A 21,043-nucleotide genomic window follows, 5' to 3' on the forward strand; every position below is an offset into this window, starting at 1 on the left:
GCGAGTACTCCTCAAGCGTTTTATTGTTATGTCCAGCGCCGGTTACCTTAAGTGGGCACAGCGCTTTGAGGTACTGGCGGGTTTTGTTGACTGAAAGGTCAGGAACTCGCACGAAACGAATTATGCTTTTGTATACAAATAAAGCAAATAATGTTTTCGATTGTCTGGGCGAAAGAAGATGAAAGGCGGATTTTCATGAAGCAGGAGCAATTTATTCGGTCCGTTACCTTGAAACAATCCTTCGACACCCGCACCTTATCGGCGCAAGCATTCGGTCAGAGCGCACCAGTGGCATAAGGGGAGCCCCATGTACAAGGTTTATGGCGATTACAAGTCGGGCAACTGCTACAAGGTCAAATTGATGCTTAACCTGTTGGGCATCCCGTATCAATGGATCGATGTCGACATCCTCAACGGCGACACCGAGACTGCCGAATTCCTGGCCAAGAACCCCAATGGCAAGATCCCGGTGCTGGAGCTGGAAGACGGCACCTGCCTGTGGGAGTCCAATGCGATTCTTAACTTTCTCGCCGATGGCAGTGAGTTCCTGCCGTCCGAACCGCGCCTGCGCACCCAGGTATTGCAGTGGCAGTTTTTCGAGCAGTACAGCCATGAGCCGTATATCGCGGTGGCGCGGTTTATCCAGTTCTACCTGAACATGCCGGAAGATCGCCTTGAGGAATACAAGACCACCCACAAGGGCGGTTACAAGGCCTTGAGGGTCATGGAGCGCCAGCTGCAAGCCACGCCGTACTTGGTGGGTGAGCAGTATTCGATTGCCGATATTGCGCTGTATGCCTACACCCATGTGGCCCATGAAGGAGGCTTCGACCTGGCGCCTTACCCGGCGGTGCAGGTGTGGTTGCAGCGGGTGGCCAGGCATCCGAAGCATGTGACGATGGTGGATTAATCGCAGGCGCAAAGGTAGGAGGGCTTGCTCCTACTAGCGGCCTGACAGCGTACAGCTATCTGACTGATGCACCGCGATCCAAGTGTGGGAGGGGGCTTGCTCCCGATAGCGGTGGGTCAGTTAATAATTTATGACTGTTATTCCCCCATCGGGACATGGGGATCTACACAACTTCTGGTACGCCGCCGGCCCATGTGGGAGGGGGCTTGCCCCCGATGGCGGCCTCACAGCCGACCAGGATGTTCGGTTGGATCGCGTACATATCCATTGTTTAAGTGACGGCCGCTATTGGTTCCGCCCTTACGGCGGGTCACTTTCGAAAAGCGCGAAAGTAACCAAAGCAGAGCAAGATCAAGAGCGGCTCGCTTCGCATCGTGGTTACTGACGGTCGCATGTCAGAGTTGTGCAGATACCCATGCCCATCGGGAGCAAGCCCCCTCCCACAGTTAGATAGCGATAAGCTGCCAGGCAGCAAGCCCCCACATTCAGCGCAGCGGTGTATCAGGTAATTCCTCATTGAGCAGTTCATAGCAGCGTTGTGCTGCCGAGCTCAATGTCATCCCGCTGCGACTGATCAAGCCAATCTCTCGATTCACCCCGGGATGCTCGATATCGATCCGCTTCAACCCTTCCAGGCTGTCTGCCGCTGACTCCGGCAGCACGCTGATCCCCAATCCCTGGCGCACCAACGCCAATACCGTCGACATGTAGTTGGCCTCCATGCCCGCGTTCAGCGTCAACCGGGTCTCGTCAAACAGGGCGTCCACCTGTTCGCGCACGCTGCTGTCGCGTCCGGTAAGGATGATCGGCTGCTCTGCCAGTTGTTGCAGGGTCAGTGACCGATAGCGTGTCAGCCGATGGTCCAGCGGCACAAACGCACACAAGCGGTCATTCAGCACCGGCACGAATTCCAGGCCATGACTCAAGCGCGCACGTACCCCGATGCCAAAATCCACCTCGCCGTTGCGGACCTGGGCATGAATGCGATGGGCCACCAGATCATGCAGGCGCACCTCAATACCGGCGAAGCGTTCGCGAAACAGGCGCAAGGCCGGGGGCAGGGCGCCGGCGCATACCGAAGGCAGGGCGGCGATGGTCACCACGCCCCGACGCAGGGCGGCCAGGTCGCGGGAGCCGGTGACGATGTTGTCCAGGTCCAGCAGCAGTTTTTCCATCGGCCCGCGGGCCTCATGGCCGGCAGCGGTAATACTCACGTGGCGCGGGCTACGGTCGAGCAGGGCGACGCCGAGCCAGTCTTCCAGTTGTTGCACCTGCACGGTCAGGGCCGACGGCGACAAATGCAGCTCGTTGGCGGCCTTGGTGAAACTGCCGGTGCGGGCAACGGCAAGGAAAGCCTGGATGTGCTGGATCGAGTTTTTCATTCTGTTTTTCCGAACGTGCTAGGCCGAATATTCCAATTTACAAAGACTAACCCGCTTCCAATACTCCAGGGAAAACAATAATCGGCCAACCAGGCCGCCCTGGAGTAACCCATGCTCGCAACCCTGGGTGTCATCACCATCCTCTGCCTGCTCGCTGCCGTCATGAGCAAACGCCTCTCACCGCTGGTGGCCCTGATCGCCTTGCCGATCATCGCCGCGCTGCTCGGTGGTTTCGGTCTGCAGACCAGTGCCTTCATCATTACCGGGATCAAGAACGTCGCCCCCGTGGTCGGCATGTTTGTGTTCGCAATCCTGTTTTTCGGGATCATGACCGACGCCGGCATGCTTGACCCCATCATTGATCGCATCCTGCGCACGGTAGGGACGCGTCCTACGCGCATTGTTGTTGGTACTGCCACCCTGGCTCTGCTGGTGCACCTGGACGGTTCCGGCGCAGTCACCTTTCTGGTGACCGTGCCGGCGATGCTGCCGTTGTATACGCGGCTGGGCATCGACAAGCGCATCCTCGCCTGCGTCTGCGCAATGGCGGCGGGGGTCAACTTTCTGCCCTGGACCGGGCCGGTACTACGCTCGTCGGCAGCCCTGCATGTGCCTGTCGCTGACTTGTTCCAGCCGTTGATCCCGGTGCAGATCGTCGGGCTGATCTTTGTCTTCGCTTGTGCCTGGTGGCTGGGCCATCGTGAAGAAAAACGCCTGGGCCTGGGCGCTGGTTCGACGGTGGATGCGGTACCGCAACGGGTGCTCAGTGATGAAGATATCAAGCTGCGCCGCCCTCGATTGTTCTGGCTCAACCTGATTTTGACCGTGCTGGTGATGGTGGTGATGATCGCCGGTTGGGTCGACCCGGTGGTGATGTTCATGCTCGGCACCGTGATCGCGCTGTGTATCAATTACCCCAACGTCGACGCCCAGCGTGCACGCATCGACGCCCATGCGAAAACCGCGCTGACGATGGCCAGTATCCTGCTCGCCGCCGGGGTGTTCACCGGCATCATGCAAGGCACCGGCATGCTCAAGGCCATCGCTGAAGTGGCGGTGGCGCAGATTCCGGCGGGTCACGGCAAGTTGATCCCGGCAGTGGTGGGCTTTTTATCCATGCCCCTGAGCATGTTGTTTGATCCCGATTCCTATTATTTCGGTGTGATGCCGGTGATCGCCGAAGTCGGCAAGGCCTTGGGCGTCGACCCACTGCAAGTGGCCCAGGCCTCGTTGCTGGGCGTGCACACCACTGGTTTCCCGGTCAGCCCGCTGACCCCTGCGACCTTCCTGTTGGTGGGCCTGTGCAAGATCGAACTGGCCGATCACCAGCGCTTCACCATCCCTTTCCTGTTTGCCGCGTCGGTGTTGATGACCCTGACGGCATTGCTCCTGGGAGTGATTTGAGATGAATACATTGCGTATCGGTTCCGGCGCCGGCTATTCCGGCGACCGTATAGAACCGGCTGTGGAACTGGCCGAACAGGGCGACCTGGATTACCTGGTGTTCGAATGCCTGGCCGAACGCACCATTGCCCTGGCGCAGCAGGTGCGTATCAGCGACCCGCAGGGCGGTTACGACCCGCTGCTGGGTGAGCGCATGCGCCGGGTCCTGCCCTTTGTCGGACGGCTTGCAGGGCGTCGCCGCTTGCGCGTGATCACCAATATGGGCGCGGCCAACCCGCTGGCGGCTGCCATTGAAGTACGGCGTATTGCCGCCGAACTCGGCCTTGGCCTCAAGGTGGTGGCCGTGGTGGGCGATGATGTACTGCATGCCTTGCCTGGCGAGCAGTTACTGGATAACGGCCAGACCGTCGGGTCCCTCGGCGAGCGGCTGATTTCCGCGAATGCCTACCTGGGTGTGGACGGCATTCTTGAGGCGCTGCGCGTCGACGCTGATGTGGTGATCACTGGGCGTGTGGCCGACCCTTCGTTGTTCCTGGCGCCGCAGATGTTTGAGTTCGGTTGGGCCTTTGATGACTGGCAACGCCTGGGCCGCGGCACCTTGGTCGGGCATTTGCTCGAATGCGCGGGCCAGGTCAGTGGCGGTTATTTTGCCGACCCGGGTTTCAAGGATGTGGATGACCTGGCGCGCCTGGGTTTTCCACTGGCTGAAGTCGATGCGGATGGCCAAGCCTTGATCACCAAAGTCGCAGGCTCCGGGGGGCGGGTCAGCCGGGCCACATGCGCCGAGCAATTGATCTACGAAGTGCATGACCCTGCCGCCTATTTGACCCCGGATGTGATCGCCGATTTTTCCCAGGTGGGGTTTGTCGAGGAGAACGTGGACCGGGTGCGTGTCCAGGGCGCTGATGGCCGAGCCCGGCCTGAACAGTTGAAGGTCAGCGTCGGTTATCTGGATGGCTGGATCGGTGAGGGGCAGATGTCCTACGGCGGTCCGGGTGCAATCGCACGGGCCCAACTGGCGCGAGACGTTGTACTCAAACGTCTGGAATTGATGGGCGTGAGGATGCAGGAGGTGCGCGCCGAGTTGATCGGCATGGACGCGCTGCACGGCCAGCGCAGCAGTGTTGAACCCTGGGAAGTACGTCTGCGGGTGGCGGCCCGTTGTGAGGATCGCAGTGAAGCCGTGCACGTCGGCAATGAAGTGGAAACCCTCTACACCAACGGCCCCTCCGGTGGTGGTGGCGCAAGCAAGAGCGTGCGCCAGGTGGTGGCAGTGGCTTCGCTGCTGTTGCCCCGTGACGCGGTCAAACCGAGGATTGAAGTATGAAACTGCACACGCTGGCCCATTCCCGCACGGGCGATAAGGGCGACACTTCGAACATTTCCATCATCGCCTATCGCTGCGAGGATTATCCGTGGCTATGTGAACAGCTGACGGCTGAACGCGTGGCCGAGTTCTTTGCCGGTTTACGTGAGCCCGATGCGGCACCGGTTCAGCGTTATGAGTTGCCGAACGTGCAGGCGCTGAACTTCGTTCTGCCGGGAATCCTGCGCGGCGGCGTGACCCGCTCGCTGGCCCTGGATGCCCATGGCAAGTGCCTGGGTTCGGCACTGCTGGACCTGGATTTGCCAACACCGAACTAGATGCGGGATGGGCGGTGCGACGATTCGACTTGCCCACTCCCACAGTGGTTTCGTGTAGGCCGGTCAGACTGCAGCGAAGCGCTTGTCCAGGTAATCGATGATCACCTTGGAGTCGTACATCCAGGTGGCCTGGCCATTCTCTTCGATGCGCAGGCACGGCACCTTGATTTTGCCACCTTGCTCCAGCAGAGTCTGGCGGTCCTGCTCGTTGTTCTTCGCGTCTTTGAGGGCGACCGGCACGTTGAGGCGATGCAGTGTACGGCGGGTCTTGACGCAAAACGGGCAGGCGTGGAACTGATACAGCGTCAGGCTCTTGGCCGCTTCGTTCACGAGTGCCTGTTGTTCGGCGGGGCGCTGTTTTTTGCGTGGGCGAGTCAGGAAATCGCCTGCGATGATGATTTGGCCGAGGCCCACTCGAAGTGCTTTGACGAACATGGCTGTTACCTCTTGCCCATAACTGAGGGGGCGCAGCTTACCTGATTTCTGCAGGCGAAAAAAAACCGGCGATGAACGCCGGTTTTTTTACCACTCGCCCGTTACTTGATCAGGCTGAGGAATTCGCTGCGGGTAGCCGCGTTGTCGCGGAACTCACCGAGCATCACCGAGGTGATCATCGACGAATTCTGTTTCTCTACACCGCGCATCATCATGCACATGTGCTTGGCCTCGATCACCACGGCCACGCCGAGGGCGCCGGTCACTTCCAGCACGGCATCGGCGATCTGGCGGCTGAGGTTTTCCTGGATCTGCAGGCGGCGCGCATACATGTCGACGATCCGTGCGACCTTCGACAGGCCCAGCACTTTGCCGCTTGGGATATAGGCAACGTGAGCCTTGCCGATAAACGGCAGCAGATGGTGTTCGCACAACGAGTACAGCTCGATGTCCTTGACCAGCACCATTTCGCTGTTGTCGGAGCTGAACAAGGCACCGTTGGTGACTTCTTCGAGGGTCTGTGCATAACCGCGGCAGAGATACTGCATCGCCTTGGCGGCACGCTTTGGCGTGTCGAGCAGGCCCTCGCGGGAGACGTCCTCGCCGAGTTGGCCGAGAATCTCTGTGTAATTCTGTTCCAGGGACATGAAACTACCTGTGGGATTTTCGCAAAGTGCAAGGTTACGGTGGCGGACACATCGCTGCAAGCCTGACGATGGCACTTGTTACTCGTCGCGCCCTTCCAGCATGGTGCGCTTGAGCATCACATACACCGCGCCGGCACCGCCATGGCGGGGCTGGCAGGAGGTAAAGCCGAGCACCTGGGCATGCTGGCGCAGCCAGGTGTTGACGTGACTCTTGATCATCGGCCGCTTGCCGTCCAGCCGCACAGCCTTGCCGTGGGTGACGCGCACGCAGCGGATTTCGAACCGGGTGGCTTCGGCGAGGAAGGCCCACAGGGTTTCCCGGGCTTTTTCCACGTTCATGCCGTGCAGGTCGAGGCTGCCTTCGAACGGGATCTGGCCGGCCTTGAGCTTGCGTATCTGGCTTTCCTGCACGCCGTCGCGAGCCCACATCAGCTCATCTTCGGGGCCGACGTCGATAACGAACTGGTCTGACAGGCCATCCACCGTGGTGGCATCGGTGCGCACGGTCGCGGCCTGGCGCAGCTTGGCGATCTGCGCCCGGTCAGTCTTGGGTTTGCCGGTGTCGGCGCGGTCGTGCTTGATCGGCTTGACGCCGCGCAGCTCGTTCTTGAACAGGGAAAAATCGTCGTCTTGCATGTCAGCCTCCGCGAAGGGCGGGCAGTTTACCTAAATCGCGGCGGCCAGGGCGCAGCAAATGCTATCCAAGCGCCATCAGTCGTGCTTTTTCATCAGGTGCGAGGCGATATTCAACGACAACGGCTGGCGCATCCGCCGACGACTGCGGCGCCACAGCCATACACCCAGCCATATTACGAGCAGGCCAATCACTAACAGGATCGCCGAGACGCCGGGGCTGGCATTCAGTTCGCCCAGTGCCGGTGAATGCCCAAACAGGCCGGCGCCACCAGCGCCCGCCAACAGCACGCCTACTATGGCCAGCAACGCGGCAATGCCGGCTACCAGGCGCAGACGCCAGTTGCTCGGGCCCTTGGGGCGCAAGCGACGAGCATCAAAACCATCGGATATCTTCATTCCGACCTTTCCTCCAGGGTATCGGCCCTTCGACCGGAAGATACACAGGTTGTTCCAGTGCTCGAGGTAAAAGCGCCAAATGAGAGGGCTTTGCGGATGAGCGGCGCAGTCAATACGCCGCTCATTGGGGAGTGATCAGATCAGATCTTTGGTCAAGGCGAGGGTGGCGAAGTTGTCGGCCATGATCGCCATTTCGGTCTGCTGTACGTGCTCGGCACTCAGGATGCCGCCCTTGTAAGGCAGGTCGCGGGTGGCGCAGGCGTCTTCCACGAGGGTGCAGCGAAAGCCCAGGTTCTTGGCCGCACGCACGGTGGTACTGACACTGGAGTGGCTCATGAAGCCGCAGACGATCAGATCCAGAGAGCCAAGGTCCTGCAGGTGTTTTTCCAGGCCGGTGCCGTGGAAGGCGCTGGGCAGCAGCTTGCCGATAATGGTTTCGTCACCCTCAGGCTCCAGGCCCGGAATGAACTCGCCGCGCTCGCCCTGGGGGTCGAACAGGCCGCCGACGGTGCCCAGGTGGCGCACATGCACGATCGGGCGCCCGGCGTTGCGTGCCGCCGCCGACAGTTGCTTGATATGCTCGACAGCCGCGTCCATGCCCGAAAGGGCGAGTGGGCCGCTGAGGTATTCCTTCTGGGCGTCGATGATCACAAGAGTCGCATGATTGAGGTTGGCTGCTGCGTAACCGCGACCGCTGAGTTGAAACATCGTCTTTGGAACGGACATTCTGGGGGCTCCTGTGAGTGGGGCTTTTGCGACATTGTCCACTGGCTGAGCGCTTCTGTGAATCGCTACTATCGTAAGGTACGCCGTTGCTGGCGTGCAGCCATGTCAAGAGGTGGGCCTGTTTAACACAAAGCGGGCCAATTGGATGAAATCCGACGTACGGCGCCGGGGTTTTCGTACATCGTCGGTACAGGTGAAGGCTGTTAGAATCGCCAGTCGTTTTTTCCAGGAGTCTGCCCCCGTGATCACTTCCCGCCTGCGCACCTTGCGCGACCACATCCGTTGGGCTGTCAGCCGTTTCCATGGGGAAGACCTGTTTTTCGGCCATGGTACCGACAACGCCTGGGACGAAGCCCGGCAATTGGTGCTCGGCGCCTTGCACCTTCCGTGGGAAATTGCCGACAGCTACCTGGATTGCAACCTGGAAGAAGAGGAAATCTCCCATGTGCAGCGTTTGCTGCATCGCCGTATCCACGAGCGTGTGCCCACTGCCTACCTGTTGAAAGAGGCGTGGTTCTGCGGCCTGTCGTTTATCGTCGATGAGCGCGTGTTGATTCCGCGCTCACCGATTGGCGAACTGATTGAACACCGCTTCGAGCCATGGCTGGCCCAGCCGCCGGCACGCATCCTCGACCTGTGCACTGGCTCTGGTTGCATTGGCATAGCCTGTGCCTACGAGTTCCAGGACGCTGAAGTGGTGCTGGGTGACTTGTCTTTCGAAGCCCTGGAAGTGGCGAATCAGAATATCGAGCGCCACGGCGTCGACGAGCGCGTCTATACCGTACAAGGCGATGGTTTCGACGGCCTGCCTGGCCAGCGTTTCGACCTGATCGTGTCCAACCCGCCCTACGTGGATGCCGAAGATTTCGCCGACATGCCAGATGAGTACCAGCACGAGCCGGAATTGGGCCTGGCCTGCGGTGACGACGGCCTGAACCTGGTGCGCCGGATGCTCGCCGAAGCGGCCGATCACCTGACCGAGAAGGGGTTGCTGATTGTCGAAGTGGGCAACAGCCAGGTGCACGTCGAAGCGCTGTACCCGGAAGTGGACTTCGCCTGGCTGGACTTCCAGCGCGGTGGGCATGGGGTGTTCATGTTGACGGCTGAGCAGTGTCGCCAACACCAGGCCATTTTCGCTGCCAGGGTTTAACCCAGGTTTAACTGAAGAAACTGGGCCAATGTGGGAGGGGGCTTGCTCCCGATGGGGGAGTGTCAGTAGATGCATTGCTAACTGACACACCGCTATCGGGGGCAAGCCCCTTCTTATCAAACTTCAAGTAATCTACTGATTTTAAAGAGTTAAAATTTAGTCTTAACGCCGGATATTTTGGAGGCGGCCCAGGTTGCTGCGCGACGGCGCCACGTCGACGATGTGACCGGGTTGTTGGGTTGTTGGGGCGAGTACATATCCGTTATTTAGGTTACGGCCACTATTGGTTCCGCTTTTACAGCGGGTCACTTTTGAAAAGAGCCCAAAAGTAACCAAAAGGCTCTTGCCCCACCACTCGGCACCTCGCCCAGGCTCGGTGTGCCCTCTCTCCGGCTTGAAACCGTGGGCCGCCGTCATGGGCCATCCTTGGCCCAGGACGGCTAACCCGGCGTCCTGCCGGGTTGCCCACGGCTTCAAGCCTGCGTTCGGCCAGCGTGGTTTAACGGGGCGCCTAAGATCAAAAGCAAGATCAAGAGCGACTCGCTGCGCATCGCAGATACGCTGGCGGCGCTTCTGCTTTTCTGTAGGAGCGAGCTTGCTCGCGAAAAACCTGAGAACGCCGCGTTCTTTCTGGTTTCCCGCGTCATCGTTAACGACCTTCGCGGGCAAGCCCGCTCCCACAGGGGTACGCGCAAGCTTCAACGATCAGGTCGGCTATAAGGCCGCCTCGCTGTGTTTTTGATCTTAGGCGCCCCGTTAAACCACGCTGGCCGGAATTCGACAGGGATTTGGGGGGTAAACCGGCAGGGATGCCGGTTTAGCCGCCCCGCGCCATGGATGGCGCGTGGCGGCGGCCCCCCAAATCAATGTCGGATTACGGGCACACCGAGCCTGGGCGAGGTGCCGAGTGGTGGGGCAAGAGCGTTTTGCTTACTTTGCCGCTTTTGCAAAGTGAGCCGCTGTAAGAGCCAGCCCTTTCAAGGTCTTTTCGTTTTGGCAGCCTTAAGTACCCTGTCCGTTGAAACATGCGCATTCACCGCGGTGCCTTTAACCCATGTTTTGGGCTTGGGTACCTTGGGGCCACGGGGGCTTTTCGCAACTTGTTTAGGTTGGATATTTTTGGCAAGCGCCAATAAGTGCTGAGCCAGTTTTTCCAACGGAATGACAGGAAGATGTTCCGAGGGCAGCGCAATCTGCATTCCCTCATATCCACTCCTGACCTGAACCGCTAAATGGTAAATCGAGACTTCCCATCCTTCAGGCTGGGTATCCCGATGAGCTTGTTCAACACTGCGTTTGAGAACAGCCAGGACGTTGTAAGCCAATACCGCCGTTGCGAACCCGAGTAAGGCAGCCTTTGGGCTGCCAAGGGTTTCGATCTCACTTTCCAGGATCGCTTCCAGTCGCTGGAACATACCTTCAATGCTCCAGCGGCGGCGATACAGTTCGGCGATCTGTTGTGCACTGACGCTCTCAGGCAGGTTGCTCCAGAACATCAAGCTGCTGTCGCCGGAGTCCGTTGGCGAATGAAGCGTCAGTTCGACACGCCGACATTGGTAACCGCCTTTGACCTGGATGATCTGCTCACGCACAGTGCCAGTTTCCACAGGTACTGGCTCTTGCCACTCACCCTCTTGAATCAAACGTGGATGCTTGGCTTGCTGACGAATGACAAAGCAAGTTTGGACTTGCTCACAAGCCTCCATAACCGGGAGCGTGCAATAAAGCCGGTCAGCCAGCCACACTTGGCCGGGCTCGGCATTGGCCAATAAAGGCAGCACACAAACGCGCTCGCTTGCGTAGGCATCCTCACACGCCTGAAGGTCGACGACCTGATCCAGATCGGGATCGTATGCAACAACCGAAAAACCGGGACGAGCGGCGCCGCGCTCGTTGCGTAAAGCTCCCAGACGTTTCTCAGTGGATGCCAGGTGATTACCATCCACTACCCGAACCTGCCAGCCCGGCAGCATCGCCGTGCAGCCCAGTTCCCGGATGGTTGGAGCCAGGCGCTGTGCACAGCCCGTAATCAGGGCGCGCAACAGAGCAGGCTCGGTACGACTGATCTTGTCGTAGAGCGCCGCCAGGCTAACAGGAAGGTCTTCCAGTTGTCGCGCAGCGGCGTGCAGAGATGGCTTAAAACCCAATGAAACAAGGGACATTAGCTTGATGATGGTCGAGAACAATAGCTCACGAGAATACTGCCGTTGCCGGTGTTCTTCGAAAACCTCATCAATCCACTCGGGGGCAATAGCCTGCTGCAGCGCCAGTTTGGCCATGACACTGGCAGGTGCTTTTTTCTCGAAACGCGCTAGAACTTCCGCCCACATCGTTTAGGTACCCCCTGAATGAAATTTCAGGGGGATTTTACAGAAGACCTTGAAAGGGCTGGCTGTAAGAGCGGAACCTATAGTGGCCGTTACCTAAACAACGGATATGTACCCAGGACGAAAACCAACATCCTCGGCTGTCAGGCCGCCACGGGAGCAAGCTCCCTGGTTTGCTGCGCGACAGCGTCACATCGAAGATGTGGTGGGGACTCCCACATTTGTAATTGCATTCCAGTCTGCTACCGGTGCGTGGCAATCCAGATCAACAAGCCCGCCTGAAACACCGTAAACGCCACCAGGCATGTAATGGTAAAGCGCAGCCCGCTGTCCTCCCGCTTGAACTTGGTGACCTTTTCCTCCTCCTTGCGCAACTTCACTTCCTGTTCCATCAGGTTCTGCTCGGCCTGTTGCAGCATCTGCGCGGCTTCGAGAATCTCCACGAACTGCACCTTCTCGGTGTTCCAGCTGTCGAGCACGCCGCTGACCTTGCCCGGCTGTACATTGCCTTTGAGGTGCTGCACATCGGCATAGGCCACATCAAAGCCCTGGATACGCAGGAAATGATCGCGGCGCAGGCGCGTGGCTTCGTTGAGGGCGTCCTTGTTGGCCAGGTCCACGCCATCGACGCGGTAGTGTGACCACTTCTTCTTTGCCCATGCCGCTGCCTGGGCGACCAGGAAACGGCCGAGACCACGGTTGGCCGGTTCGATTTCCAAGCTGTTGCCTGGGCCAAAGTGCACGCGGTGTTTATCGTGATCGACCCAGATATCCAAGTGATTCTGCTCGCGACGCACCCGTTGGCCGGGCAACTGAATGACCATGCGCAGCAAGCTGTGATGTTTGTCATGGCGCTCGGCATAGCCGAACTGCACGAAGCGCAACGGCCGGGCGCCGGTGGCGCGGTCGGTGGCCAGGGGCGCCAGACGCAGCATCTTGAAATGTTCGGCGTGGACGTCCGCCCACGGCAGGGCCGGCGCCACGACGGCCTCGGGCCCAGTCGGGGTGTCGGCAGTCGATTCGGGTGTTGCTTCGGTGGTTGTCATGCGGCGCGATCCTGTCCAAGCCCGGCGAGCCGACAGTCTTTTTACTGTCGACCCAGGGCTTATCGGCCGTTTTTCCCAGGACTGGAGGCCAATAGTCGCTTAACGGGGTTGAAGTCCGTCGATAAAGCCGACGATGCGCTCGCCCAGCTCAGCGGCGAGGGGCAGTTTCGGGTCGTTGTAGGACGCCAGTTGCTGCTTCACGTTGTTGGGCACGATGCGCATGACGTGGTTCATGCCTTCGATCACCGTCAACTGCGCGTCGGGCTTGGCCTTCTTCAGTTGCCGGGCATCCGCTACACCGACCTGGATGTCGTTGGTGCCCTGGATGATCAACGCCGGCATGCTCAGCTTGGCGAAGGCGGCCGACGGGTCGGCGCGGAACAGGCTGATCAGGTAAGGCTGTACGCTCGGCCGGAAAATGCCCTCCAGCGGACGCGGCACATCGGCATCCACCTGGCCGGCCTTGAGGTGATCGAGGATTTGATTGCTGCGCAGCAGCAGGGCGGGGGGTAAGTGATCGGCCAGTTGCTGGCGAATCACCTGGTCCACCGGGCGGGCGCTGCCGGACAAGGAAATGACCCCCGCCGGCGCCAGTTGCGGGGCGGCGAGTGCCGCCACCAGGGCGCCTTCGCTATGGCCCAGCACGATCAAAGGGCCCATGCGCGGGTCGGCCTTAAGCAACTTGCCCCAGGCCACGGCGTCGGACACGTAGGCGTCGAGCGTCAGGTTGCGCTCATCCGGCGTGGCCGCCAGGCTCGCGGCCACGCCGCGCTTGTCGTAGCGCACGCTGGCGATGTTGTGCCGGGCGAGTACCCAGGCCAGGCGCTTGAGGCTGTCATTGCGGGCGCCGTCGGCGCTGTTGCCATTGCGGTCGGTGGGGCCGGAGCCGGCGATGATCAGCACCACCGGCACCGGTTTATCGGACTGCGGCAACAGCAACGAGCCAAATAGCTCGCCGCTGCCGGTGTCCAGGCTGATCGGGCGTTGCAGTACGACAGGGGAGGCGGCCTGGGCCACAGTGGTCAACAGGGTAAGGGTGAACAGTAAAACTCGCAGCATCATCGCGCCATCATCAGAGAGGTGCCGGTTGGACCAACGTCTACCGGTAAGGTTTCGAGGATGAACTAGTCGGTTAGCCTGCGTATACTGGCCGTCTTAAGTTATTACGGTTGACTTGATTCAACTGATTTCACGGAGCGCCCTGCATGTCCGGCAATACCTTCGGCAAATTGTTCACCGTCACCACCGCGGGCGAAAGCCATGGCCCGGCGTTGGTCGCCATTGTCGACGGCTGCCCGCCAGGCCTGGAGCTGAGCCTGGACGACCTGCAGCGTGACCTCAACCGCCGCAAGCCCGGCACCAGCCGCCACACCACCCAGCGCCAGGAACCGGACGAGGTCGAAATCCTCTCCGGGGTCTTCGAAGGCCGCACCACCGGCTGCGCCATTGGCCTGTTGATTCGCAACACCGACCAGAAGTCCAAGGACTACTCGGCGATCAAGGACCTGTTCCGCCCGTCCCACGCGGACTACACCTACCATCATAAATACGGCGAGCGCGACTACCGTGGCGGTGGCCGCAGCTCGGCGCGGGAAACTGCGATGCGCGTGGCTGCCGGTGCCATCGCCAAGAAATACCTGGCCACCCAGGGCATCGTCATCCGTGGCTACATGAGCCAGCTGGGCCCGATTGAAATCCCGTTCAAGAGTTGGGACTGCGTGCAAGACAACGCCTTCTTCTGCCCCGACCCGGACAAGGTGCCGGAACTGGAAGCCTACATGGACCAGTTGCGCCGAGACCAGGACTCCGTCGGCGCCAGGATCACCGTAGTGGCCGAAGGGGTGAAGCCGGGTCTGGGCGAGCCGATCTTCGACCGCCTCGACGCCGAGCTGGCCCACGCACTGATGAGCATCAACGCGGTGAAGGGTGTGGAAATCGGCGCCGGTTTTGCCTGCGTCGCCCAGCGCGGCACCGAACACCGCGATGAGCTGACCCCGGAAGGTTTCCTCAGCAATAACGCGGGCGGTATCCTCGGCGGTATTTCCTCCGGTCAGCCGATCGTGGCGCACCTGGCGCTCAAGGCGACCTCGAGCATTACCACGCCGGGTCGTTCGATCGATGTACACGGCAACCCGGTGGACATGATCACCAAGGGCCGCCACGACCCGTGCGTCGGCATCCGAGCCACGCCGATTGCCGAGGCCATGATGGCCATCGTGCTGATGGACCACCTGCTGCGCAACCGTGGGCAAAATGCCGATGTACGCGTGAGTACGCCGGTGCTGGGCCAGCTGTGATGTTCTGTGGCGAGGTGCGAGCTTGCTCGCGCTGGGCTGCGGCGCAGCCCCCCATACAATGACCCCACCGCTCCCGTACTGGCGCCTCTCCAGCTTCTACCTGTTCTACTTCGCCCTGCTGGGGGCGACGGCGCCGTTCCTGGCGCTGTACTTCGATCACCTGGGGTTCTCTAGCGCGCGCATCGGCGAGCTGGTGGCCATCCCCATGCTGATGCGCTGCGTGGCGCCGAACCTGTGGGGCTGGATCGGCGACTACACTGGCCGGCGCCTGGCCATCGTGCGGTTTGGCGCGGCGTGCACCCTGGCCAGTTTCTGCCTGATCTTCGTCAGCAAGACCTACGCCTGGCTGGCGATGGTCATGGCCCTGCACGCGTTTTTCTGGCACGCGGTGCTGCCGCAGTTTGAGGTCATCACCCTGGCTCACCTGCACAAGCAGACCTCGCGCTACAGCCAGGTCCGCCTGTGGGGCTCCATTGGTTTTATCCTCACCGTGGTGATCATGGGGCGTCTGTTCGACTGGCTGAGCCTGGATATCTACCCGGTGGTGGTCGTGGTGATCATGGCCGGCATCATTGGTGCCAGCCTGTGGGTGCCGAACGCGCAGCCCACCAGTCACGGCAAGCGCCTGGCCGGAGACGGTTTCCTCATGCAATTGCGTAGTCCCGGGGTGCTGGCGTTTTATGCCTGCGTGGCGCTGATGCAAATGAGCCATGGCCCGTACTACACCTTCCTCACCCTGCATCTGGAACACTTGGGCTACAGCCGTGGGGTGATCGGCCTGTTGTGGGCGCTGGGGGTGGTGGCGGAGGTGCTGATGTTCCTGGCCATGAGCCGCATCCTTGCGCGTTTTTCCGTGCGTCGGGTGCTATTGGCAAGTTTTCTGCTGGCGGCGTTGCGCTGGCTGCTGCTGGGTTCATTCGCCGAGTTTTTCTGGGTGCTGCTCCTGGCGCAGCTGCTGCATGCCGCCACGTTCGGCAGCTTTCACGCGGCGGCAATTGCCTTTGTGCAACGCAGTTTCGGTGACCGCCAGCAAGGCCAGGGCCAGGCGCTGTACGCGGCATTGGCCGGCACGGGCGGCGCCCTTGGTGCCCTGTATTCCGGCTATAGCTGGAACCTGTTGGGGCCAACCCTGACGTTCAGTATCGCCAGCGCCGCGGCCCTGGCTGCCGCCATTATCATTGGCCTTCGATTGCAAGAGCCGAACCAAGGAACCGTGCAATGAGTTATGTAGCCGTCTACCCCATCGCCACCGCGGATACTCCGAACAAGGTGCTCACCCATGTCGCTGACATCCAGTCGACCCTGGCCGAGCACGGCGTACGCTTTGAGCGCTGGCAGCCCAGCCCGGTCGAGAAGGGCGCCAGTGAGGCTGAAATGATCGAGGCTTACCGGGCGCAGATCGATGCCCTTGGGTACGCCGCCGTGGAAGTGATTCGCGTAGAGAATGATCATCCACAGAAAGATGAGTTGCGCACCCAGGGCCTGGCCGAACGAACCTACAGTGAAGATCACGTACGCTTCTTCGTCGCCGGCCAGGGGCTGTTCACTCTCCATATAGACGATTATGTATACGGCGTGCGCTGTGAGAAACATGACCTGCTGATCATCCCGGCAGGTTTACCCCACTGGTTCGATATGGGCGAGAACCCGCACTGTGTGACGCTGCGCTTGTTCAACACCGCTCACGGCCGGGTGCCAAAACTCACCGGCGACGATATAGCGGTTCGTTTTCCGGAATTGGACGACTAAGCATAAAAAATTGAATATTCAACCCAGGCAAGTTGGAATTTGCTGTGGGAAGAAACTTAATTAGTTGTAGGGCGAAGCTGTTTATTCTGTGCTTTACGCTTTCACCCCATTCGTTATGTAACTCTCTGTTCCGCGTCAATGTTTAAGCCATCTGTCAATAGGAGGAATCCGAAAGGTGGCAGCGCATCAGCAGATATCAAAGGAGAGAGCAATGAATGGCCCAGAGCAGACATATCCCCCGTTGGTTATCGTACCCACGGCTGTCAGGAAGCGCCTGAGCTTGTCTGGCAAGCCCCTGACGCCGACGGAGCTGGAAATCCTGCGGTGGGCCTCAGAGGGCAAGACCGTCTGGGAGATCAGCCAGATTCGCGCCACCTCCGAAGCCACAGTGAAATTCCATCTGCGCAATATCTACGGCAAGCTGGATGTCACCAACCGTGTGCAGGCGATGAATGAAGCCTCCCGCCAGGGCTTGTGTTGAAGGCATAAAAAAGGGCCGCGAAGCCTAAAAGCGTCGCGGCCCTTTTCACGTCGATGGCTTAAGCCGAATGGTAAGTCGGCAGCGCAAACCGGTTCTGGCTTTGCAGCATCGAAATCTGTGGCAGCTCACTGGCTTGTTCGGCCAGGTCGCGGCGAATGGCGCTGATCACCCAGGTCAGTTGATCAGCGGTGTGCAGCTGCTGGTAAGAGATCGAACGCTTGACCTGCTTACCTTCGCTGTTGCGCAGGGTCAACAGGATGCCGCCGTCTGGACGTGGTTGGGTGGTGACGTCGTAGTTGGAGAATACTGAAGCGAATTTATCTTGGATCAGGCTCATGTCTATCAGCTCCGTTGGCTCAAGTTGGCAAGCATGGAGTGATAGGTGCAGTGATTGTGCCAGTATTGCTTGTCTCAAAAAAACGTTACAAATCAGCTAGTTATAAATTTTTGCAGTTTTCATTTTCGTGCATTTTGCATGAAGGCCCATCGTGCATCCTGCATTTTGCGTTATCGGGTCGAGCATTTTTCACGCTGGGCCGTCGGCCCTTCACACTATTGACCACGATTTTTTCCAGAAAATTCCATCGCCAATGGCCGCCGTTGCCTGGGATACAAAACTTTTCAAATCCTGCGTGTACAGCCAAAGAATGGCTGACGTATTTTCCTGCGAGCCATTCGGCGAATTCCCATGGGGCCGTCGATGTTTCTGGACCAGACCAAGAATAAGAAAAAGGGACGTTCCGCCATGAGTCATCCGCAAAACGACCTCATCACCTGGAGCATGATGCTGCGCAAGGTGCCTGCTATCGTACGAGCGCTGCCGCGAGTGGTTCGCGGCATGCGCGCTGCCAATGTCACTGACCCCAGGCAACCCTGCGGCTTGGGCTGGCATTTCGAGCAAGCCACGCTGCGCAACCCAGATGGCAACGCCTTGCTTTATGCGGACAGCGCGATCAGCTATCGCGACGCCAATCAGCATGCCAATCGCATGGCCCACTACCTGCAGGCCCAAGGCATTCGCAAGGGGGACGTGGTGGCGCTGTTTATCGAGAACCGCCCCGAGTTGCTGTTGAGCGTGTTGGCCGTGGCCAAGCTGGGGGGCATCTGCGCCATGCTCAACACCTCGCAAACCCATGCGCCGCTGGAGCACAGCCTGACGTTGGTCAGTCCGGCAGCCATCGTGGTAGGCGCGGAGCTGTTGAGCGCCTATGCGGCGGTGCGCGATCAGATCGGGATCCCGGCCGAGCGGACCTGGCTCGTCGCGGAACAACCCGGCAGCGCGACGCCCGCAGGCTACATCGACCTGATGGCCGCCAGCGTCGACGGCCCGGTAGACAACCCGGCGAGCTCCGCGCAGGTTTTCTTCAACGACCCCTGCTTCTATATCTACACGTCCGGCACTACCGGCTTGCCCAAGGCCGGCATCATGAAGCACGGGCGCTGGACCAAGACCGCCGTGAGCTTCGGCAGCATCGCACTGGACATGGGCCCGCAGGACGTTCTCTATTGCACCTTGCCGCTGTACCACGCCACCGGCCTGTGTGTGTGCTGGGGCTCGGCGATTATTGGCGCGTCCGGCTTCGCCATCCGGCGCAAATTCAGTGCCAGCCAGTTCTGGGACGATGCGCGCAGGTTCAACGCGACCACCCTTGGCTACGTCGGCGAGTTGTGCCGCTACTTGCTCGACCAGCCGCCCAGCGAACAGGATCGCGATAACCGTGTGACCAAGATGGTCGGCAATGGCCTGCGCCCCGGTGTGTGGGCAACGTTCAAGCAGCGTTATGGGGTCGAGCATATCTGCGAACTGTATGCCGCCAGCGACGGCAATATCGGCTTCACCAATGTGCTGAATTTCGACAACACCATCGGCTTTTGCCTGCAGCATTGGGCGCTGGTGGATTACGCCCACGACACGAATGAGCCGCTGCGCGGCAGTGACGGGTTCATGCACAAGGTCGCCACCGGCGGCCAGGGCCTGTTGCTGGCGCGAATCGATGAGAAATCGCCTTTCGATGGCTATACCGACCCCGCAAAGAATCGCAAGGTGGTGCTGACCGACGTGTTCGAAAAGGGCGACCGCTATTTCAACACCGGCGACCTGGTGCGTAGCATTGGCTTTGGCCACGCGCAATTTGTCGATCGCCTGGGCGATACCTATCGCTGGAAGGGCGAAAACGTCTCGACCACCGAAGTGGAAAACGTCCTGCTGCAACACCCGCAGATCGCCGAGGTGGTGGCCTACGGTGTCGAGATCGAAAACACCAATGGTCGTGCAGGCATGGTCGCCATCACCCCCAGCGAATCGCTGGCCGCCCTGGACATGCGCCAATTGTTGCAATTCGCCCACGGGCAGTTGCCGCATTATGCGGTGCCGCTGTTCCTGCGTATCAAGGTAAAGATGGAAACCACCGGCACCTTCAAGTACCAGAAAGTGAAGCTCAAGGAGGAGGCGTTCGACCCGGACAAGGTCGGCAATGATCCGGTCTACGCCTGGTTGCCAGGTACGGACAGCTACGTGCCCGTCACCGGGCAGTTGTTGGCGCAGATCCAGGGCGGGCAGTTGCGTTATTGATTCTGGCTATGGCGGCTTTTGACAAAAAAGCCATGACACTGGGGAACTCCCTCGCAACACTGAGCGCCTTATTCAATTACATAAGCCGCCTCAGCAAGGAGCCCCCATGTCAGACCAGCCCAAACAAATGACCGAAGACGAAGCTGCCGAGTTTGCCGAGCAGGTCTTCGACGTTGCCCGCCGCGGTGACGCCGCCATGCTCGCGGCGTTGTTGGCAAAGGGCTTGCCGGCCAACTTTCGTAATCACAATGGCGATACCTTATTGATGCTCGCGGCCTACCACGGCCACCCCGAGGCGGTAAAAGTACTGCTGGAACACCAGGCCGACCCCTTGATCGCCAACGACAAGAACCAGTTGCCGATTGCCGGCGCGGCGTTCAAAGGCAACCTGCCGGTGGTGCAGGCGCTGATCGACGGCGGCACACCGGTTGAGGCGGCGTCGTCGGACGGGCGTACGGCCTTGATGATGGCGGCGATGTTCAATCGCGTTGAAATGGTGGATTACCTGCTCAGTAAGGGCGCAAACCCCAAGGCCACCGATGCACAGGGTGCCACTGCGCTGGCGGCGGCAAAGACCATGGGCGCGGTGGATACGGCGGCGCAGTTGCAGAAACTGGTGTAGGCTACGCGCCCTCCAAAACCCGCCCGCCATAGGATCGCCCATGAAAACCGCCCTCGTCGAACTCATCAGCAAAATCAGCGCCGGCGTCATGGGCGACGATGAGGTCGTGCGTATCGCCGAAGAAGCGGCCCAGGCCTACGCGGACCCGGCGGCGTTCCTGGCGGCCAACCCGGATATCAACTACGACGACAGCTTCCCGATCCCGCTGGGTGAATGGGTGGTGGTCGGTAGCTTGCCGGACACGGTGTTGTTCCAGGCCGATACCTATGTCGACCTGTTTGCCCAGATCGTCGCGTCGTTCGGCCCGGGCGTGGCGTTCAACCTCAAGCCCAAGCAATTGGCCAAGACCGAAGACCTGACTGCGCTGAACCGTATCCAGATCCAGATGAGTGCCCTGAGCCCGGAAGACGGCGGTTATGTGCTGATGAACTTCAGCCAGTTGCTGGACGACGAGATCCAGGCGGTACTGGTATTTGGCAACGACCTGCCACGGGTGCTGGAGTTGTGCGCCGAAGTCGGCATCAAGGCCGAGCCATCCCTGGAAGCCTTGAAGATTGCCGTACACGTCTGAAAATAAAACGGAACCCCCGCCAGGCCTGGCTATCCTACAAGGGCATGC

At 60.0% G+C, this 21,043-nt stretch carries 22 protein-coding genes and 1 pseudogene; 12 read left to right on the forward strand and 11 right to left on the reverse strand.

Annotation, left to right across the window (positions count from 1 at the left end; all coding sequences use genetic code 11):
* Positions 1 to 307: 307 nt before the first annotated feature.
* Positions 308 to 910 carry a glutathione S-transferase family protein gene (locus BLU48_RS04485; protein WP_057022979.1) on the forward strand — a complete coding sequence of 201 codons (603 nt, stop codon included), beginning with the start codon at positions 308 to 310 and terminating at the stop codon, positions 908 to 910.
* Between the two features lie 485 nt (positions 911 to 1,395).
* Here BLU48_RS04485 and BLU48_RS04490 read toward each other — a convergent pair whose 3' ends face one another.
* Entirely contained in the window at positions 1,396 to 2,292 is an 897-nt protein-coding gene (locus tag BLU48_RS04490) for a LysR family transcriptional regulator (protein WP_057022978.1), read from the reverse strand.
* A gap of 111 nt (positions 2,293 to 2,403) precedes the next feature.
* Here BLU48_RS04490 and BLU48_RS04495 point away from each other — a divergent pair, with 111 nt between their 5' ends.
* Genes BLU48_RS04495 through BLU48_RS04505 form a run of 3 tightly spaced genes read left to right on the forward strand, consistent with a single transcriptional unit; the run spans position 2,404 to position 5,340 of the window.
* Complete coding sequence (locus BLU48_RS04495) at positions 2,404 to 3,696, forward strand: CitMHS family transporter (RefSeq protein ID WP_046071850.1); 1,293 nt, start codon at positions 2,404 to 2,406, stop codon at positions 3,694 to 3,696.
* 1 nt (position 3,697) lies between these two features.
* Positions 3,698 to 5,023 carry an acyclic terpene utilization AtuA family protein gene (locus tag BLU48_RS04500; protein WP_057022977.1) on the forward strand — a complete coding sequence of 442 codons (1,326 nt, stop codon included), beginning with the start codon at positions 3,698 to 3,700 and terminating at the stop codon, positions 5,021 to 5,023.
* On the forward strand, positions 5,020 to 5,340 hold the full coding sequence (locus BLU48_RS04505) for an AtuA-related protein (protein ID WP_057022976.1): 321 nt from the start codon (positions 5,020 to 5,022) through the stop codon (positions 5,338 to 5,340). Before BLU48_RS04500 ends, BLU48_RS04505 begins: the two co-directional genes overlap by 4 nt.
* Before the next feature lie 63 nt (positions 5,341 to 5,403).
* On the opposite strand, the gene BLU48_RS04510 is transcribed toward BLU48_RS04505, so the two are convergent.
* The 5 genes from BLU48_RS04510 to BLU48_RS04530 form a co-directional block, all read right to left on the reverse strand.
* Positions 5,404 to 5,775, reverse strand: coding sequence for a glutathione S-transferase N-terminal domain-containing protein (locus BLU48_RS04510; RefSeq protein ID WP_057022975.1), 372 nt, complete (start codon positions 5,773 to 5,775; stop codon positions 5,404 to 5,406).
* Positions 5,776 to 5,876: 101 nt separating this feature from the next.
* Positions 5,877 to 6,422, reverse strand: a complete 546-nt coding sequence (gene folE, locus BLU48_RS04515) for a GTP cyclohydrolase I FolE (protein ID WP_043051833.1) — start codon at positions 6,420 to 6,422, stop codon at positions 5,877 to 5,879.
* Positions 6,423 to 6,500: 78 nt separating this feature from the next.
* On the reverse strand, positions 6,501 to 7,058 hold the full coding sequence (locus BLU48_RS04520; protein ID WP_057022974.1) for a Smr/MutS family protein: 558 nt from the start codon (positions 7,056 to 7,058) through the stop codon (positions 6,501 to 6,503).
* Between the two features lie 75 nt (positions 7,059 to 7,133).
* The gene (locus BLU48_RS04525) at positions 7,134 to 7,454 is read right to left on the reverse strand and encodes a hypothetical protein (RefSeq protein WP_057022973.1); all 321 of its coding nucleotides are present in this window, start codon (positions 7,452 to 7,454) and stop codon (positions 7,134 to 7,136) included.
* A 135-nt stretch (positions 7,455 to 7,589) separates the two neighbouring features.
* Positions 7,590 to 8,180 carry a cysteine hydrolase family protein gene (locus BLU48_RS04530; RefSeq protein ID WP_043051836.1) on the reverse strand — a complete coding sequence of 197 codons (591 nt, stop codon included), beginning with the start codon at positions 8,178 to 8,180 and terminating at the stop codon, positions 7,590 to 7,592.
* 241 nt (positions 8,181 to 8,421) lie between these two features.
* Here BLU48_RS04530 and prmB point away from each other — a divergent pair, with 241 nt between their 5' ends.
* Positions 8,422 to 9,330: a 50S ribosomal protein L3 N(5)-glutamine methyltransferase gene (prmB, locus tag BLU48_RS04535; protein ID WP_046071857.1), complete on the forward strand. Its 909-nt coding sequence runs from the start codon at positions 8,422 to 8,424 to the stop codon at positions 9,328 to 9,330.
* A 582-nt stretch (positions 9,331 to 9,912) separates the two neighbouring features.
* Here the strand turns inward: prmB and BLU48_RS32550 are convergent.
* From BLU48_RS32550 to BLU48_RS04555, 4 genes and pseudogenes are all read right to left on the reverse strand, one after another.
* Positions 9,913 to 10,032: pseudogene (locus BLU48_RS32550) on the reverse strand (outer membrane lipoprotein carrier protein LolA); the annotation flags it as partial.
* A 275-nt stretch (positions 10,033 to 10,307) separates the two neighbouring features.
* Positions 10,308 to 11,609, reverse strand: a complete 1,302-nt coding sequence (locus BLU48_RS04545; protein WP_083348213.1) for an IS4 family transposase — start codon at positions 11,607 to 11,609, stop codon at positions 10,308 to 10,310.
* A 290-nt stretch (positions 11,610 to 11,899) separates the two neighbouring features.
* A complete protein-coding gene (locus BLU48_RS04550) occupies positions 11,900 to 12,703 on the reverse strand; it encodes a hypothetical protein (RefSeq protein ID WP_046071858.1) in 804 nt (267 codons plus the stop codon).
* Between the two features lie 99 nt (positions 12,704 to 12,802).
* A complete protein-coding gene (locus tag BLU48_RS04555) occupies positions 12,803 to 13,765 on the reverse strand; it encodes an alpha/beta hydrolase (RefSeq protein WP_057025504.1) in 963 nt (320 codons plus the stop codon).
* Positions 13,766 to 13,908: 143 nt separating this feature from the next.
* Here BLU48_RS04555 and aroC point away from each other — a divergent pair, with 143 nt between their 5' ends.
* The 4 genes from aroC (at position 13,909) to BLU48_RS04575 (ending at position 17,230) form a co-directional block, all read left to right on the forward strand.
* Positions 13,909 to 15,000: a chorismate synthase gene (aroC, locus tag BLU48_RS04560; RefSeq protein WP_057025503.1), complete on the forward strand. Its 1,092-nt coding sequence runs from the start codon at positions 13,909 to 13,911 to the stop codon at positions 14,998 to 15,000.
* Positions 15,001 to 15,058: 58 nt separating this feature from the next.
* Entirely contained in the window at positions 15,059 to 16,222 is a 1,164-nt protein-coding gene (locus tag BLU48_RS04565) for an MFS transporter (protein WP_057025502.1), read from the forward strand.
* Entirely contained in the window at positions 16,219 to 16,749 is a 531-nt protein-coding gene (locus BLU48_RS04570) for a 1,2-dihydroxy-3-keto-5-methylthiopentene dioxygenase (RefSeq protein WP_057025501.1), read from the forward strand. The genes BLU48_RS04565 and BLU48_RS04570 overlap by 4 nt, the downstream gene beginning before the upstream one ends.
* 211 nt (positions 16,750 to 16,960) lie before the next feature.
* Positions 16,961 to 17,230: a response regulator transcription factor gene (locus tag BLU48_RS04575; protein ID WP_046071863.1), complete on the forward strand. Its 270-nt coding sequence runs from the start codon at positions 16,961 to 16,963 to the stop codon at positions 17,228 to 17,230.
* Between the two features lie 58 nt (positions 17,231 to 17,288).
* Here the strand turns inward: BLU48_RS04575 and BLU48_RS04580 are convergent, their stop codons facing one another.
* Positions 17,289 to 17,567, reverse strand: coding sequence for a DUF3509 domain-containing protein (locus BLU48_RS04580; protein ID WP_003172952.1), 279 nt, complete (start codon positions 17,565 to 17,567; stop codon positions 17,289 to 17,291).
* Between the two features lie 408 nt (positions 17,568 to 17,975).
* On the opposite strand from BLU48_RS04580, the gene BLU48_RS04585 reads away from it, so the two are divergent.
* The 3 genes from BLU48_RS04585 (at position 17,976) to BLU48_RS04595 (ending at position 20,995) form a co-directional block, all read left to right on the forward strand.
* Positions 17,976 to 19,802: a long-chain-acyl-CoA synthetase gene (locus BLU48_RS04585; RefSeq protein ID WP_057025507.1), complete on the forward strand. Its 1,827-nt coding sequence runs from the start codon at positions 17,976 to 17,978 to the stop codon at positions 19,800 to 19,802.
* Positions 19,803 to 19,908: 106 nt separating this feature from the next.
* Positions 19,909 to 20,424 carry an ankyrin repeat domain-containing protein gene (locus tag BLU48_RS04590; protein ID WP_057025500.1) on the forward strand — a complete coding sequence of 172 codons (516 nt, stop codon included), beginning with the start codon at positions 19,909 to 19,911 and terminating at the stop codon, positions 20,422 to 20,424.
* 40 nt (positions 20,425 to 20,464) lie between these two features.
* On the forward strand, positions 20,465 to 20,995 hold the full coding sequence (locus tag BLU48_RS04595; RefSeq protein WP_057025499.1) for a hypothetical protein: 531 nt from the start codon (positions 20,465 to 20,467) through the stop codon (positions 20,993 to 20,995).
* Positions 20,996 to 21,043: the final 48 nt, after the last annotated feature.

The organism is Pseudomonas synxantha (assembly GCF_900105675.1).
In the GTDB taxonomy this organism is placed as follows: domain Bacteria; phylum Pseudomonadota; class Gammaproteobacteria; order Pseudomonadales; family Pseudomonadaceae; genus Aquipseudomonas; species Aquipseudomonas synxantha.

Coding starts and splice junctions, on each gene's coding strand:
- BLU48_RS04485 (WP_057022979.1), top strand. CDS start 308: ATGTACAAGGTTTATGGCGATTACAAGTCGGGCAACTGCTACAAGGTC.
- BLU48_RS04490 (WP_057022978.1), bottom strand. CDS start 2,292: ATGAAAAACTCGATCCAGCACATCCAGGCTTTCCTTGCCGTTGCCCGC.
- BLU48_RS04495 (WP_046071850.1), top strand. CDS start 2,404: ATGCTCGCAACCCTGGGTGTCATCACCATCCTCTGCCTGCTCGCTGCC.
- BLU48_RS04500 (WP_057022977.1), top strand. CDS start 3,698: ATGAATACATTGCGTATCGGTTCCGGCGCCGGCTATTCCGGCGACCGT.
- BLU48_RS04505 (WP_057022976.1), top strand. CDS start 5,020: ATGAAACTGCACACGCTGGCCCATTCCCGCACGGGCGATAAGGGCGAC.
- BLU48_RS04510 (WP_057022975.1), bottom strand. CDS start 5,775: ATGTTCGTCAAAGCACTTCGAGTGGGCCTCGGCCAAATCATCATCGCA.
- folE (WP_043051833.1), bottom strand. CDS start 6,422: ATGTCCCTGGAACAGAATTACACAGAGATTCTCGGCCAACTCGGCGAG.
- BLU48_RS04520 (WP_057022974.1), bottom strand. CDS start 7,058: ATGCAAGACGACGATTTTTCCCTGTTCAAGAACGAGCTGCGCGGCGTC.
- BLU48_RS04525 (WP_057022973.1), bottom strand. CDS start 7,454: ATGAAGATATCCGATGGTTTTGATGCTCGTCGCTTGCGCCCCAAGGGC.
- BLU48_RS04530 (WP_043051836.1), bottom strand. CDS start 8,180: ATGTCCGTTCCAAAGACGATGTTTCAACTCAGCGGTCGCGGTTACGCA.
- BLU48_RS04545 (WP_083348213.1), bottom strand. CDS start 11,609: ATGGCCAAACTGGCGCTGCAGCAGGCTATTGCCCCCGAGTGGATTGAT.
- BLU48_RS04550 (WP_046071858.1), bottom strand. CDS start 12,703: ATGACAACCACCGAAGCAACACCCGAATCGACTGCCGACACCCCGACT.
- BLU48_RS04555 (WP_057025504.1), bottom strand. CDS start 13,765: ATGATGCTGCGAGTTTTACTGTTCACCCTTACCCTGTTGACCACTGTG.
- aroC (WP_057025503.1), top strand. CDS start 13,909: ATGTCCGGCAATACCTTCGGCAAATTGTTCACCGTCACCACCGCGGGC.
- BLU48_RS04565 (WP_057025502.1), top strand. CDS start 15,059: ATGACCCCACCGCTCCCGTACTGGCGCCTCTCCAGCTTCTACCTGTTC.
- BLU48_RS04570 (WP_057025501.1), top strand. CDS start 16,219: ATGAGTTATGTAGCCGTCTACCCCATCGCCACCGCGGATACTCCGAAC.
- BLU48_RS04575 (WP_046071863.1), top strand. CDS start 16,961: ATGAATGGCCCAGAGCAGACATATCCCCCGTTGGTTATCGTACCCACG.
- BLU48_RS04580 (WP_003172952.1), bottom strand. CDS start 17,567: ATGAGCCTGATCCAAGATAAATTCGCTTCAGTATTCTCCAACTACGAC.
- BLU48_RS04585 (WP_057025507.1), top strand. CDS start 17,976: ATGAGTCATCCGCAAAACGACCTCATCACCTGGAGCATGATGCTGCGC.
- BLU48_RS04590 (WP_057025500.1), top strand. CDS start 19,909: ATGTCAGACCAGCCCAAACAAATGACCGAAGACGAAGCTGCCGAGTTT.
- BLU48_RS04595 (WP_057025499.1), top strand. CDS start 20,465: ATGAAAACCGCCCTCGTCGAACTCATCAGCAAAATCAGCGCCGGCGTC.